This is a genomic window from Roseovarius arcticus (assembly GCF_006125015.1).
In the GTDB taxonomy this organism is placed as follows: domain Bacteria; phylum Pseudomonadota; class Alphaproteobacteria; order Rhodobacterales; family Rhodobacteraceae; genus Roseovarius; species Roseovarius arcticus.
Map to the genome: position 1 here is coordinate 1029277 of NZ_SZZN01000001.1, position 14925 is coordinate 1044201.

Below are 14925 nucleotides of genomic sequence, written 5' to 3' on the forward strand. Positions count from 1 at the left end.
GAAGATGCGGGCAACGGCCCGTCCTTCAGATCGGTTCCGATACCCAGATCACACCGCTGGCCAAGCAGCGTGCGCTGTGCGGTGCACCCTTGCGCGTGGCAACCTCGCGCCCTAAACCTCACGCTATGAAGCTACTTTTCTTGGGCGATGTAATGGGGCGCGGTGGGCGCCGGGCGATTGCGGAAACGCTGCCGCGGCTGCGTGCCGATTGGGGCCTCGATTTCGTCGTGGTTAACGGCGAGAATGCGACCGGCGGCATGGGCCTGAGCGGGGAACACGCACGCGGCATTCTCGACGCGGGCGCCGATTGCGTCACTCTGGGCGATCACGCGTTCGATCAAAAGGACATGCTGCGCGCGATTGAGGGCGAGCCGCGCATCATCCGCCCGCTAAACTTTGCCAAGGGCGCGCCGGGCCGGGGCCACCGTGTTTTCACCGATGCGCGCGGGCGCAAGGTGCTGGTGACGCAAGTGCTGGGGCAGGTGTTCATGAAGCGGCCGTTTGATGATCCGTTCTCGGCGCTTGATACCGTTTTGCGCGCTCATGTTCTGGGCGGGGCCGTGCAGGCCGCCATCGTTGACATTCACTGCGAGGCGACAAGCGAGAAGATGGGCGTCGGCCATTTTTGCGACGGGCGCGCGTCTCTAGTTGTTGGCACGCACACACATATCCCGACTGCCGATGCCCAGGTATTGCCGCGCGGCACCGCCTACCTCAGTGACGCGGGAATGTGCGGCGATTACAATAGCGTTATCGGCATGGAAAAGGACGAGCCTTTGCGCCGCTTCGTCACGGGAATGCCCAAAGGCCGCTTCGCACCCGCGATGGCCGAAGTCACGCTATCGGGCGTCTATATTGAGACCGACGATCGCACTGGCCGCGCCACCCGCATCGAGATGGTCCGCCAAGGAGGGCGCCTGGCGCAGGCAGGGCCATGAGCGCGCGCGATCTGGGCCCCTACGCGGTCCTGTTGGTGATGGGAATGGGCTGGGGCCTGAGCGTGCCACTGGCCAAGATCGCGGTCAGCACCGGCCACCAGCCATTGGGCCTAATTTTCTGGCAAGAGGTCGTGATCGTTGCCCTTTTGGGCGCAATCTGCGCCGTGCGCCGTAGGCGGCTGGAGCTGGGCACACAGTACTGGCGGCTCTATGCGGTTATCGCGCTGTGCGGTGCGGTGTTGCCCGACATATTCTTTTATCTTGCGGCAGCCAGACTGCCGGGCGGAATAATGGCGATCATCATCTCCAGTGTGCCGCTCTTTTCGTTGCCCATTGCGCTGGCGCTGGGGAACGAGACGTTTGCATGGCGCCGCGTGCTGGGCCTCAGCTTTGGGATTGCGGGCATATTGCTGTTAATTGGTCCCGATGCCAGCCTGCCTGAGCGGGCCATGGCCGCGTTTATACCCGTCGCCCTGATGGCGCCGCTGCTATACGCAACCGAGGGTAATCTAGTGGCGAAATGGGGCACCCAAGGGCTAGATCCGATGCAGGCCATTCTGGGCGCGGCGCTGCTGGGCATGGCCATTACGTTGCCACTGGCGGTAGTTACGGGCCAGTGGATTAATCCTATGGACAGCTTTGGCGCGGCTGAGGGGGCACTGGTCGCGTCGGCAGCGATCCACGGGCTGGTCTATGCCGTCTATGTCTGGCTGGTCGGCCGGGCAGGGTCGGTGTTCGCCGCGCAGACCAGTTATCTGGTCACCGGCTGCGGCGTCCTATGGTCGATGCTACTGCTACACGAGCGATACGCCGTCTGGGTCTGGGTCGCACTGGGAATCATGATGATCGGCATCGCCATGGTTCAACCCCGACGGTCGGCGTCTCAGCTTGCGCCGGTGCAACCCATCGGCGACGATAGCCTGAACTCATAGAAAGCAGGTCCATACGTGATCGCATATCTCGATCTATCACAGTCTGCGCAGGCGGCGATGACGCTGGGCGTTGTCGGGGTGATGTTCTTTTTCTTCATCCGCGAGGTGTATCCGACCGAGGTGGTGGCCCTGGCGGGGGCCGCCGCGATGCTGGCGCTGGGCCTTTTGCCCTATGATGCCGCGCTAAACGTGCTGTCGAACCCGGCGCCGTGGACCATTGCGGTGATGTTCATCATCATGGGCGCGCTGGTGCGCACCGGCGCGTTAGAGGCGTTTACGTCGCTCGCCGATCGCCACGCGCGCACCAATCCGAAGCTGGCTGTAGGTATGATGCTGGGGCTTGTCATCTTTGGCTCTGCCGTGATGAACAACACGCCGGTGGTGGTCGTTATGATCCCCGTTTTTGTTCAACTTGCGCGCACGATGAAGATCTCGGCCTCGCGCCTGCTGATCCCGCTCAGCTATGCTGCGATCCTCGGGGGTACGTTGACGCTGATCGGAACCTCGACGAACCTGCTGGTCGACGGTGTGGCCCGCGCGCAAGGATTAGAGCCGTTCGGCATATTCGAGATCACACCGCTGGCTGCTGTGCTGGTGGTTTGGGGCATGTTCTACCTGCGCTTCATCGGGCCAATGCTCTTGCCGCACCGCGACAGCATGGCTGACATGCTGTCCGACCGCAGCCGGATGAAATTCTTTACGGAGGCCGTAATTCCCCCCGAAAGCAACCTGATCGGGCGCGAGGTTTCGGGCGTGCAACTGTTCAAGCGTGAGGGTGTGCGCCTGATCGACGTGGTGCGGGGCGATCAATCGCTGCGCCGCGATTTGTCGGGTGTCACGCTAGAGGTGGGTGATCTGATCGTTTTGCGCACGCAGATGACAGAACTGTTGAGCCTGCAAAATGACAAAAGTTTGCGCCGCGTCGATCAGCTTTCGGCTGTTGAGACCTCGACCGTTGAGGTGCTGATCACGCCGGGTTGCAAAATGGTGGGACGCTCGCTGGGCTCGCTACGCCTGCGGCGGCGTTACGGTGTCTATCCGCTGGCAGTGCACCGTCGAAATCAGAATATCGGCAGGCAGCTCGACAGCCTGATCGTCAAGATTGGCGACACATTGCTACTGGAAGGCGCACCCGAGGATATTAAGCGCTTAGCCTCGGAAATGGATATGGTCGATGTCTCGCAGCCGTCGGCGCGCGCGTATCGGCGGGGCCATGCGCCCCTCGCCATCGCCGCGCTGATCGCCATCGTCGCGCTGGCCGGGTTGGGCGTGGCGCCCATTCTTGCGCTGGCGGTTGTGGCGGTCGCCGCAGTCCTGCTCGCGCGCTGCATCGACGCGGATGAGGCGTTCTCCTTTGTTGACGGACGGCTGCTGGCGCTGATTTTCTCCATGCTGGCCATCGGTGCGGCGTTGGAGGAAAGCGGCGCGGTCGCGTTGATTGTGGGCGCCGTCGCGCCGTCGCTGTTACTGCTACCGGGTGTTCTTGTGATATATTCGGTCTATCTGCTTACCTCCGTGCTGACCGAGATGATCAGCAATAATGCGGTTGCCGTCGTCGTTACGCCAATTGCCATCGGGCTGGGGACTGCCATGGGGATCGATCCGCGCCCTCTGGTCGTGGCGGTCATGGTCGCTGCCAGCGCTAGCTTTGCCACGCCCATCGGGTACCAGACCAACACGCTGGTCTACGGCCCTGGCGGCTATCGATTTACCGATTTTTTACGCATCGGCGTGCCCCTGAACCTGAGCGTTGGGCTGCTGGCATCCGCGATTATTCCGCTTATCTGGCCGCTGTAGAGGGCGGCGAGGCGCCTCTAAGCCCGGCTTGCGCGTATCACCGCGCCTGCATTATAGAGACGCCAAACAAACGTGATAGATTTAAGGAGCCTTTATGGCCGGCCACTCCAAATGGGCAAATATTCAGCATCGCAAGGGGCGGCAAGACGCTGTGCGCGCCAAGCTATTCTCGAAGCTGAGTAAGGAAATCACCGTCGCTGCAAAGATGGGCGACCCCGATCCCGAAAAAAACCCACGTTTGCGCATGGCCGTCAAAGAGGCCAAGACGCAATCGGTGCCCAAGGATGTGATCGACCGCGCGATCAAAAAATCCCAGATCGGCGATAGCGAGGATTACGAGGAAATTCGCTATGAGGGCTATGGCCCCAACGGCGTCGCCGTCATTGTTGAGGCGATGACCGATAATCGCAATCGCACCGCCAGCACGGTGCGCAGCACCTTCGCCAAGAATGGCGGAAATCTGGGCGAGACGGGCAGCGTCGGCTTCATGTTCGAGCGTAAGGGCGAGGTGGTTTATCCTGCCGATGTTGGCGATGCCGATACCGTCATGATGGCCGCGATTGAGGCAGGCGCCGAGGATGTTGAATCGGGCGAGGACGGGCATACCGTCTGGTGCGCCGATACCGACCTCAATGAGGTATCGACCGCACTGGAGGCAGAGTTGGGAGAGAGCGAGGCGACACGTCTCGCATTTCGGCCAGTGACGACGACCGAAATGGATCTGGAGGCGATGCAGAAGCTGATGAAGCTGATTGATGCCCTGGAGGATGACGATGACGTGCAGCGCGTCACGACCAACTTCGAGGCGTCCGACGAGGTGATGGAACAGCTCTAGGCCCATCTCGGCGGGCGCGAAGTGAGGCAATATGCGCTTCAATGACAGGCTTGCCTGATGGCGCGCGCGATATATAGTCACCCCTGCGACGTATCTGTGCAGGCGGGGCCGGCCAACGATCATGCAAGGCGATTTCAGGACAAACTTTGTGCACGCGCCGGGTGGGCTGCGGCATCACCCGGCGCTGGTATTGAACGCGGATTACCGCCCGCTTAGCTACTATCCCCTATCGCTTTGGTCGTGGCAGGATGCGATCAAGGCAGTATGGCTCGACCGGGTGGATATCGTGGCCGAGTACGACCAGATGGTTCATTCGCCCAGCACGCAAATACGGATCCCGTCGGTTATCGTCCTCAAAGATTTCGTAAAACCGCAGAAGCGCGTGGCATTCACGCGCTTCAATCTTTTTCTCAGAGACGAGTTTCGGTGTCAGTATTGCGGGGCGCGGGGGGATCTGACCTTTGACCACGTCGTCCCGCGCGCCAGCGGTGGACGTAGCAGTTGGCTGAACGTGGTCGCCGCCTGCGCGCGGTGCAACCTGTCCAAGGCCGCCAAAAGCCTGTCGCGGTCCGGTATGACCCTGCGCAGGCCGCCCCGCGTGCCCGGCGCGGAGGAATTGCGCAATTTAGGCCGCAAATTTCCACCCGGCCACCTGCATGATAGCTGGCTCGACTTCCTTTATTGGGACGCCGAGCTGGAGGCGTAAGCGCTGCGCCACGGCCTCGCCGCTTAGCTACAGATGCGCGCCGCCTGATTGCCGTAGTCGGAATAGGCCTTCCAAAACCGCTCGTCTCCGGCACTGCTGGATTGGCGCGTATCCTGCGCAGCCTGCGGGTCATTATAGAATTTGGCAGCGCGCCGCTGGTCGCCGTTCGATAGGGACTGATTTGCGACAGCCTGAATGCATCCGCAGAGCTGGGACGAGCGCGCTTTGCGATCGGACGCAAGGCAGGCGTTCTTAAGCGGGCCGCTGGCGTTTGGGACGTAGACCGGCGCGGGGCCTCGCCCCGACTTTTCAAAGCGGTTGGAGCCGCCGCAGCCCGCAAGGACCAGCACCATACCAACGATCAGAGTATTCTTCATTCGATTTGCCTCATAGCTTGCCGTATTTCTGCACGATGGCCCGGTTTCAAATGCCCGGTTTCTTTTACATTCCCGCATCTTTGCCCGATCTACACGCGTTTTTCAATTCGGAAGATAGGGCAATTTATGCTGGCGGCGAGGCGTGGGTGCGCACGTGCGCACACTTGGCGCAGAGGGCACCGATCCAACTTGACCAAGACCGCAAAGCCATACATATCCCATTGCATGACAGACCTTGCACATATCCGGAATTTTTCGATCGTGGCGCATATCGACCACGGCAAATCCACGCTCGCGGATCGCCTGATTCAGCAGACGAACACGGTTGCCGAGCGCGATATGAAGGAGCAAATGCTGGACAGCATGGATATCGAGCGCGAGCGCGGTATCACAATCAAGGCGCAGACCGTCCGCATCAATTATACCGCCAAAAATGGTGAGGAATATGTTCTTAATTTGATCGACACGCCCGGCCACGTCGACTTTGCCTATGAGGTCAGCCGCTCCATGCGCGCGGTCGAGGGATCACTGTTGGTGGTGGACAGCACCCAAGGGGTCGAGGCGCAGACGCTGGCAAACGTCTATCACGCAATTGATGCGGGCCACGAGATTGTGCCGGTCCTGAACAAGATCGACCTGCCTGCAACCGATTGCGACCGCGTGGCCGAGCAGATCGAGGATGTGATCGGCATCGACGCGTCAGGCGCGATCCGCGTCAGCGCCAAGACCGGGCAGGGCATTATCGAGACGCTTGAGGCGATCATCACCCATCTGCCCGCGCCAAAGGGCGATGCCAATGCGCCGCTGAAGGCGATGCTGGTCGACAGCTGGTACGACGCCTATCTGGGCGTGATCGTTCTGGTGCGCATCATGGATGGCGTGATGAAAAAGGGCGACCGCGTGCGCATGATGCAGAACGGTTCCGTCCACCAGATCGAGCGGATCGGCGTATTCCGCCCCGCGATGACCGTGGTGGACAAGCTGGAGCCGGGCGAGATCGGATTTATCACCGCGTCGATCAAACAGGTCCGCGATACCAAAGTCGGCGACACGATTACGCTGGACAAGGCGCCTTGCGCAACCGCGCTGCCGGGCTTTAAGCCGTCGGTGCCAGTGGTGTTCTGTGGCCTCTTCCCAGTCGATTCGTCTGAATTCGAAGACCTGCGCGACGCTATTGAGAAACTGGCCCTGAACGATGCGTCGTTTACCTACGAGATGGAGACATCAGCGGCGCTGGGCTTTGGCTTTCGCTGCGGGTTCCTTGGGCTGCTCCACCTTGAGGTGATCCGCGACCGGATCGAGCGTGAGTATAACATCGAGCTGATCACGACTGCGCCTTCGGTCATCTACAACGTATTTATGCGGGATGGCTCAGAGATCCCGCTGCACAATCCGGCGGACATGCCGGATATGTCGACGGTCGATCATATCGAGGAGCCGCGCATCAAGGCGACGATTCTGGTGCCAGACGAGTATCTGGGCGACGTGCTAAAGCTGTGCCAAGACCGCCGCGGTATTCAGATGGATCTGACCTATGCGGGCTCACGGGCGCTGGTGGTCTATGACTTGCCGTTGAACGAAGTGGTGTTTGATTTCTATGATCGTCTGAAATCGGTGACCAAAGGATATGCCAGTTTTGACTATCAGATACTGGGATATCGCACTGATAATCTGGTCAAGATGTCGATTCTGGTGAACGATGAGCCAGTGGATGCGCTGTCGATGATGGTGCACCGCGACCGGGCCGACATGCGCGGCCGCGCGATGGTGGAAAAGCTAAAAGACCTGATCCCGCGCCACATGTTCAAAATCCCGATCCAAGCCGCCATCGGCGGCAAAGTGATCGCGCGAGAAACACTGTCTGCGATGCGCAAAGATGTGACGGCAAAGTGCTATGGCGGCGACGCCACGCGCAAGAAAAAGCTGCTGGAAAAGCAGAAAGCCGGTAAGAAGAAGATGCGCCAATTCGGCAAGGTAGATATTCCGCAGGAAGCGTTTATCTCCGCGCTTAAGATGGACAACTGATTTCAGGTACGTCCGGGTTCTACGCGAGGATCATTTCAGACATAGGCGCGCGATGCACAGTTGAGACGGCCCAGTCTTCGGGCCTGCGCACGAGGCCGTGCTTAACCGGATCGAAGTGACAATAGTCAACATGGCGCTGAAAATCGGCTTCGCTGCGTATGGCGTGTTTCCAGAATTTGCATTGCCAAGTGCCCGTTTGGCCTTTGCGCCACTTGCTGTCGCGGCGGCCCGGCTTCGCGGGTAGGTGGCTGCAAAAAAGGGCTTCCATTCCCTTCCACGCTAGCGAAATTTCATCGTCGGGGTATGGCACGGTCCAGACGGCGTGAATGTGATCAGGCAGTACGACCATCGCGTGACAGGTTATTGGATAGTTGTCCAATACTGATGCGTAGGCATCGCGCAGCATGTCGATACCATTGGTCAGCGTCTTTGCGCCACGATCCTCAAGGCGGACGGTGAAGAAGTAGGTACCGCCCGGAGCGGATATATGTTGATGTCTGCTCATGACTTACTATCGCACATCTGGGTTAAACAATGGTTTAGTCGGGCGCGACGTTCGACGTGAAAAAGGGACGGCCTAATTGGACCATCCCTTTTTGCTAATCGTCGCGAATTAGCGAATTATTCCGCCTCATCTTCGATTGCGGCGCCAGCCTTTTGGACGTCGCGCCCAAAACCCTCGGTTGTCTCACAAGCGGTGAGGCCAAGGATCACCAGAATGGCAAGTGTTGCTTTTAGCATTAGTACGCTCCTAGTTGTGTAGTTGTGTTTCTCCTATAACGCCGGATTGCGCGGGTTGGTTCCAATGCAAATGACACTAGGGCAGGTGACAGGTGAGCGTCCGACCAAGCCATTCATTAAATCGAATGCGGGCTATGTCCGAACACCGCGCCACTCATTTTTGCAGGGCTGGCAGCGGCAACGGCTTTGGCGCTGGGGCGGTGTACCGAATCAGGTGCGTGATTGTATTTCCCTTCGGGCCTGCGATGACGGTAGCAGAGCCTTGCCCTGATATGAAGTTGCGGGATCATTGATCCACCATAGTCCAAGGCTACCAAGAAGCGCACCCGTCTACGCGGATCAATACCGTTTTGGCGCGCGCGCAGGCCGCCAATAAAAAACCGCCCCAAACCTGTCGGTGGGGCGGCTTCTCAATTTTCATGGCGCGGAGGCGCCAAACAGTTCAGTCGCTCAGGCTGGCTTTTGCTCCGCTGGTCTGGCGGCGCCCGGCTCTGCTGCTTTGGCCTTGGGGTTCAGTGGATCATCCTGGCGCTGAACCGAGCCTTCGAAATGGGCACCAGATTCGATAGCGATCGTTTTGTGGATGATGTCGCCTTCGACGCGTGCGGTCGATGTCAGGCGCACTTTGAGGCCGCGCACGCGGCCCACAATGCGGCCGTTGATCACAACGTCGTCGGCGATGACTTCGCCCTTGATCGTCGCCGTCTCGCCGATCGTCAGCAGGTGCGCGCGAATGTCGCCCTCGACCGTGCCTTCGACCTGAATATCGCCTGTGGTCTTCATGTTGCCCGTGACGTGCAAATCCGAGGATAGCACTGATGCGGGCGGCTTCGCCTTTGGCGCCGCCGACTTGTAATCGCCCTGAGGCGCTGTGGCCTTGGGAGCGTCTTGCGGCTTGTCATGGCCAGCCGGCTTGGGCGCATCTGTTCTTTGCGGGCTTGGGTCGTTGATTTTGCTTTTAGAAAACATCTCTCGCAGCCTTGATATAAGTCATTGGATTGACGGCATTGCCGTTTACGCGAACCTCATAGTGTAAATGAGTGCCAGTAGACCGTCCTGAGTTTCCCATATCACCGATCCGTTCGCCGCGCGAGACTCTTTGTCCCTTCGTTACGCGGATTTTAGATTGGTGCGCATATCGCGTCTCGATTCCGAACGCATGCTTGATCTTGACCAGCCTCCCGTAGCCCGAAAGCCAGCCCGCATGTGTGACCACGCCGTCGGCGGTTGCGTAAATCGGCGTGCCTGTCGGCCCGGCCATATCGGTCCCGGCGTGCATCCGGCCCCAGCGCTTGCCAAAGCCCGACGTGTAGCGAAACGCGCCCCTCAGGGGCAACGCGAAGGGCGCTTTTTCGGCGGCGATCCGGTACATGTTCAGCCGGTCCATCTGGTTGAGAATACCATTGGCACGAACGGCGTCTGCCGATGCTTCCTCGCCGCGGGTGGAAAAGCTAAGCGGCATCAGCGGGCCGCCTTGGCCGGAGTAACCCTTGCGCACGGTATTCAGCATCGTGTCGGTATTCATCCCGGCGGCGCGGAACATCTTGTCCAGCGGCTCGACCGAGATGGTCATTGCATCTTCCAACTGGCGAAAGATCTGGTCGTTCTGGTCCTGCATCAGGCGAATCTGTGCCTGCATCTCGTCCGCTTGTAGCAAGGCATCCTGCGCGTCTGCGCTGATCTTGTCGCGCTCGGCGGCGGTGTCGGCCAGCGCGGAGGTTAGGAAATCGACAGGGTTGGTGCCTGCCTCTTCGCCCTCGGCCAAGGGGCCACTGCCGCCAGACGTCTCAAGCTGGGCGGTCAACGCATCGGCGCTGCCGCGTGCCTGCTCGCGCTCTTTCATAGTGCGGCGGAGGGTAGACTGGATAACGCCGATGCCAGTCTCCATCTCGCGGCGGCGGGTCTCGGATGCCAAGAGTTCCGACTGCATCACAGAAATCTGGTCTAGCGCCGAGTTAAAGCGTTCCTGCGCTTCGCGGGCCTCGATTGCGCGTTTGTCCCGCTCTCCGCTCAGATCATTCAAGCGGCGCTCGTAGGTGCGCTGGTCGCGCTTGGCCTGTTCGCGAAAATTGCCCGATCCGATACTGTCCATCAGCAGGATCGCGGTGGCAATGATGGCCCACCCCACGATCAGCGATGCGCCACTGAACGCGATCAACTGCGTTACAGGCCGCAAGCGCATAAAGCGCGTGTCGGTGTCCGAACGCAGAAATACCCGGCGTTCGGGAAAATGGCGTTCTAGAAAAGCGTGAGTTGCTATTGCGATCCGTGTGCGCAAGGTGTCCCCATCCCTGATTGTCCCAGTACCATCCCGATGGGGCGCATCATTTGTGCCGCGCGCCGCCTTGAGCGTTTGCTTAGACAGACAGCGTCCATTGGGCAACAGTTTTGCGCCGCATCACGGCTGAAACGGGTTATGAGGGCCAGAAACGGCAAAATATTGCCGATATGCATGGTGTTTGAGCGGGGTTTTGTAGGCGGCCGCCTGTGCCGTATCGTCGCAAGCTGCCGTGCAGCTACAGCGTGCGTACAGCCTCCAGCACCTCGTCGGCGTGGCCCGGCACCTTGACCTTGCGCCATAGATTGGCGATCCGGCCATCCGCGCCGATCAGGAATGTGCTGCGCTCAATGCCCATAAAAGTCTTGCCGTACATCTGCTTTTCACCCCAGACGCCGTAATCTTCGCAGGTGCTTCCATGCTCGTCCGAGACGAGGGGGATAGTCAGATCATGCTTGGCGATGAACTTGTCGTGCTTTGCCACCGAATCCTTGGAAATGCCGATGACCTTTGCGCCAGCCGCCTCAAAATCGGGGGCGAGGGCGGAAAACGCAATCGCTTCCGTGGTGCAACCGGGCGTGTCGTCGCGCGGATAAAAGAAGAGGACGACGGGCTGTCCGGCCAGCCCACTAAGCTGAATTTCGCCGCCGCCGCCCAGTGGAAGGGTGAAATCGGGGGCCTTGTCTGAGATATCGGGCATCTGGCATCCTTGGGTTGGGCTGAGTTCGTGATATATTACCGTAACGCTTGCGAAAAATAAAAGAGCAGGCGCGCAAAACGAGAGGGGCCCCGCGTTGAGACCCCCAAAGGAGCAGATGAGCCAGAAAGGCCACCAGACGCCGCCGGATGCGCCGCCGGAAGTCGCACCTGATGCGGCAGCCGATGGTGTGCATCACGCACATCATGCGCATCGCGCACGCAGGCGTCGCCGTCGGCGAAAGGCCGGGCTGTGGTCATTGCTCAGTGTGGCCGTGCTGGCGGGGGCCTGCGCGCTATTCGTGCTGTCGTATCTTGGCACCCCGATTATCGTGCCCGACGGGCTGCGTGCCCGGATCGCTGACCGAATTAATGCAAGTGCCGGCGGCCTGACCGTCGAGGTCGGCGAGATGGCCGTCATAGTAGAGAAAGGGTGGACCCCGCGCCTTACGCTGCGCGCTGTCACGCTGCGCGGGCCTGACAGCCGTGTGCTTGCGACCCTCTCGGAACTGGGCGGGACTGTCGCGATGCGGCCTCTCTTGCGCGGCCAGGTGGAACCATCAGTCATTCGCTTATCGGGGTTGCAGGTGAACCTGCGCCGCGACGACACTGGCGGCGTCGGCGTGCAACTGGGCGGTGCGATTGGCAGCGGCGGTAACGCCCCTGAGGCCCGCGACCCCAGCGCAATGATCGCGCTGATCGACACGGCACTCACGCGGCCTGCCATGGCGTCGCTGACTGGCGTTTTTGCGGACAACATGACCCTGCGCTACGAGGATGCGCGCGCCGGGCGCGCCTGGACCATCGACGGTGGCAAGGTAGAAGCGACGCGCGAGGCAGGTGTCCTGCGGATGCGCGGCGACTTTACCGTGCTGGGCGCGCGCGCCTATGCCAGCACGTTAGAGATGAGCTTCTCCAGCCGGATCGGCAGTAGTGCCGCGCAACTTGGGCTGAACTTCTCGGATCTACCGGCGGGCGATCTGGCGATGCAATCGCCGGCGCTAAGCTGGCTGGATGCGCTGGACGCGCCGATTTCGGGCGCACTGCGCGCGCGGCTGGACGGCAACGGGCGGCTGGGGCCGCTGAACGCCAGCCTCAGCATCGGCAAGGGCGCGTTGCGTCCTACCGAGGGGACCAAGCCGATCGAGTTCGATTCCGCGCGCAGCTATTTTACCTATGACCCGGCAGAGCAGACCATCGCGTTTGAGGCGGTATCGATTGATAGCCGCTGGGTATCGGCAAGTGCCGAGGGGATCGCACATCTGATCGGCGGCGAGAACGGCTGGCCCGACGAATTGCAGGCGCAGTTGAGCGTCACGGATATCACCGCTGATCCTGCGGACCTCTATGACACGCCCATCGATCTGGACGGTGCCACGCTGGATATGCGCCTGCGGCTGGAGCCGTTTCATCTAAGTATCGGCCAGCTTAGTCTATCGGATCAGGGCAGCCATGTTGTGCTGACCGGCGATCTGCGCGGCGGCGAGGCGGGATGGGATCTGGCGCTGGACGGGCGCGTTGACACGATGCAGCGCGACCGCCTGATGGACCTGTGGCCCGAGGCCGCAGTGCCTAAAACGCGCACTTGGGTGTCGCAGAATGTCTCGCAGGCGCGGCTGCGCAATGTCCAATTGGCCGTCCGGTCCTCGCCCAAGCATCGGCCCGACGTGTTTCTCGGCTTCGACTTCGACGATTTGACGACCCGCTTTATGAAGCAGATGCCGCCTATTCAGCAAGCGGCTGGCAAGGCGCGCCTGCTGGAGGGGCGTTTCGCCATCGCCGCCGACTCGGGCTGGATCGATGCCGGGCAGGGCGGGCGGATCGACATATCTGGCACCAGCTTTACTGTGCCCAAGATCGGTATTCCGGATGCCCCTGCCGAGGTGATCGTGCACACGAACAGCTCAATCACGTCGGCACTGACCTTGATCGACAACGAGCCGTTTCAGTTTCTGACTAAATTGGGCCGTCCCGTCGATCTAGCCGACGGGCGCGCTCAGGTTGAGGCGCGTCTGGCATTTCCGCTAAAGAAGAAGGTGCAGACCGAGGAAATAAAATTCGACGTCTCAGGCACGCTGCGCAATCTGCAGAGCGACGTTTTGGTCCCGGGTCGCGTGCTAAGCGCCGACGCGCTAACGCTCGCAGTGAACGCGGATGGGCTAAAGGTGTCCGGCGACGGATTGTTGGGCAAGGCGCCGTTCAGCGGCGCGTATAGCGCGGCGTTAGGCCCCGATTCAGACGGCAGCCGGGTGGAGGGAACGGTGACGCTGAACCAGACCTTCGCAGACGAGTTCGGCATCGGCTTGCCGCCGGGAAGCCTTGGCGGGAGTGCGGTGGGCGACGTGGTGGTCCAGCTTCCGAAGGGCGAGGCGGGCAGCTTCATGCTGACCTCTAATCTCGCTGGGCTTGGTCTGTCGCTGCCGCAGCTGAAATGGTCCCTTCCGCGCGCTACGCGCGGGACGCTCGATGTGCGCGGCAGGCTGGGCGTGCCGCCGCAGATCGACAAGCTGTCGCTGGACGCGCCGGGGCTGCAGGCGCTGGGCAGTGTCAGCCTGACGAGCGCGGGCCAGTTGAACCGGGCAATGTTTTCGCGCGTCTCGGTCGGGGGCTGGCTAAACGCGCCCGTCACGCTGACGGGGCGTGGCAAGGGCGCCGCGCCGGGCATCGAAGTGACGGGCGGCAGCATCGATTTGCGCAAGGCGGACCTTGCCGGTACGGGCGGCGGCGCGGGCGCGGGCGGCCCTGTATCCTTGGCGCTGGATACGTTGGTCTTGTCCGACGGCATCGCGCTTCGCGACTTTCGCGCGCGTTTGAACACTGCCAATGGGGTCGACGGCACGTTCACGGGCCGCGTAAATGGCGGCGCAGCGATCCGCGGCCAGATCGTGCCGCAGCGCGGGCGCAGCGCGTTCCGTATAACGGCGGACGATGCGGGCGGCGTCCTCGGCTCTGCCGGGCTGCTAAAGCAGGCGCGCGGCGGCACGATGGAGCTGCTCCTGACGCCTGCCGGGGCTGAGGGTACCTACGAGGGCCAGCTGAATGGAGGCAACATCACGCTGACCGACGCGCCCGCGCTGGCCGCGCTGCTCAGCTCGCTCAGCGTCGTGGGTCTGCTGGAGCAGATGTCAGAAGGGGGCATCCACTTTACCGATGTCGACGCGCGCTTTGGGCTGGGGCCGGATCGACTGACGCTCTATTCGGGCAGCGCGGTGGGGTCCTCGATGGGTATCTCGATGGACGGCTATTACTACCTTGGAACCAAGCAGATGGATATGCAGGGCGTCGTGTCGCCGTTTTACTTTGTGAACGCGGCTGGGGGGATATTTACGCGGGCCGGTGAGGGGCTGGTGGGCGTCAATTATACTCTGACCGGGCCTGCGGCCGCGCCTAAGGTCGGGGTCAACCCATTGTCGCTGTTGACACCCGGCATGTTCCGCGAGATTTTCCGCCGCCAACCACCCGAGCGACCAAGCGGTGCGCTAAACGGGGTTCCGAGCGCGACCAGTTCGAACGTGACCGCGACGCAGGAGGCACCGCCGCCGGTGCCAGCGCCGCAACCGCGCAAGCCAGTTGATCGCGGCAACAGAAACCGCCCGTAAC

Annotated in this window: 13 protein-coding genes; 7 read left to right on the top strand and 6 right to left on the bottom strand. The window is 61.1% G+C overall.

What is annotated here, in order from left to right:
- Positions 1 to 125 precede the first annotated feature (125 nt).
- The 5 genes from MK6180000_RS04935 to MK6180000_RS04955 all read left to right on the top strand — a co-directional run bounded on the left by MK6180000_RS04935 (position 126) and on the right by MK6180000_RS04955 (position 5208).
- Positions 126 to 938 carry a TIGR00282 family metallophosphoesterase gene (locus MK6180000_RS04935; RefSeq protein ID WP_138933725.1) on the top strand — a complete coding sequence of 271 codons (813 nt, stop codon included), beginning with the start codon at positions 126 to 128 and terminating at the stop codon, positions 936 to 938.
- On the top strand, positions 935 to 1870 hold the full coding sequence (locus MK6180000_RS04940; RefSeq protein ID WP_138933726.1) for a DMT family transporter: 936 nt from the start codon (positions 935 to 937) through the stop codon (positions 1868 to 1870). Before MK6180000_RS04935 ends, MK6180000_RS04940 begins: the two co-directional genes overlap by 4 nt.
- 57 nt (positions 1871 to 1927) lie before the next feature.
- The gene (locus MK6180000_RS04945; RefSeq protein WP_171054708.1) at positions 1928 to 3667 is read left to right on the top strand and encodes an SLC13 family permease; all 1740 of its coding nucleotides are present in this window, start codon (positions 1928 to 1930) and stop codon (positions 3665 to 3667) included.
- A gap of 94 nt (positions 3668 to 3761) precedes the next feature.
- Positions 3762 to 4502, top strand: a complete 741-nt coding sequence (locus MK6180000_RS04950) for a YebC/PmpR family DNA-binding transcriptional regulator (RefSeq protein WP_138933727.1) — start codon at positions 3762 to 3764, stop codon at positions 4500 to 4502.
- Between the two features lie 121 nt (positions 4503 to 4623).
- The gene (locus tag MK6180000_RS04955) at positions 4624 to 5208 is read left to right on the top strand and encodes an HNH endonuclease (RefSeq protein WP_138933728.1); all 585 of its coding nucleotides are present in this window, start codon (positions 4624 to 4626) and stop codon (positions 5206 to 5208) included.
- Between the two features lie 23 nt (positions 5209 to 5231).
- On the opposite strand, the gene MK6180000_RS04960 is transcribed toward MK6180000_RS04955, so the two are convergent.
- Positions 5232 to 5585 carry a hypothetical protein gene (locus MK6180000_RS04960; RefSeq protein WP_138933729.1) on the bottom strand — a complete coding sequence of 118 codons (354 nt, stop codon included), beginning with the start codon at positions 5583 to 5585 and terminating at the stop codon, positions 5232 to 5234.
- A gap of 225 nt (positions 5586 to 5810) precedes the next feature.
- Between MK6180000_RS04960 and lepA the strand changes: the two genes are divergently transcribed.
- Complete coding sequence (gene lepA / locus MK6180000_RS04965) at positions 5811 to 7610, top strand: translation elongation factor 4 (protein WP_138933730.1); 1800 nt, start codon at positions 5811 to 5813, stop codon at positions 7608 to 7610.
- Between the two features lie 19 nt (positions 7611 to 7629).
- On the opposite strand, the gene MK6180000_RS04970 is transcribed toward lepA, so the two are convergent.
- From MK6180000_RS04970 to MK6180000_RS04990, 5 genes are all read right to left on the bottom strand, one after another.
- Complete coding sequence (locus MK6180000_RS04970; RefSeq protein ID WP_138933731.1) at positions 7630 to 8115, bottom strand: REP-associated tyrosine transposase; 486 nt, start codon at positions 8113 to 8115, stop codon at positions 7630 to 7632.
- A gap of 116 nt (positions 8116 to 8231) precedes the next feature.
- Positions 8232 to 8351, bottom strand: a complete 120-nt coding sequence (locus MK6180000_RS04975) for an entericidin A/B family lipoprotein (protein ID WP_138933732.1) — start codon at positions 8349 to 8351, stop codon at positions 8232 to 8234.
- A gap of 450 nt (positions 8352 to 8801) precedes the next feature.
- Positions 8802 to 9320 (bottom strand): bactofilin family protein, encoded by a 519-nt coding sequence (locus MK6180000_RS04980; RefSeq protein WP_138933733.1) that lies wholly within the window; start codon positions 9318 to 9320, stop codon positions 8802 to 8804.
- A complete protein-coding gene (locus tag MK6180000_RS04985; protein ID WP_171054550.1) occupies positions 9310 to 10629 on the bottom strand; it encodes a M23 family metallopeptidase in 1320 nt (439 codons plus the stop codon). Before MK6180000_RS04985 ends, MK6180000_RS04980 begins: the two co-directional genes overlap by 11 nt.
- A 238-nt stretch (positions 10630 to 10867) precedes the next feature.
- Positions 10868 to 11329: a peroxiredoxin gene (locus MK6180000_RS04990; protein ID WP_138933734.1), complete on the bottom strand. Its 462-nt coding sequence runs from the start codon at positions 11327 to 11329 to the stop codon at positions 10868 to 10870.
- A gap of 115 nt (positions 11330 to 11444) precedes the next feature.
- Here MK6180000_RS04990 and MK6180000_RS04995 point away from each other — a divergent pair, with 115 nt between their 5' ends.
- Positions 11445 to 14924, top strand: a complete 3480-nt coding sequence (locus tag MK6180000_RS04995) for a YhdP family protein (protein WP_138933735.1) — start codon at positions 11445 to 11447, stop codon at positions 14922 to 14924.
- Position 14925: the final 1 nt, after the last annotated feature.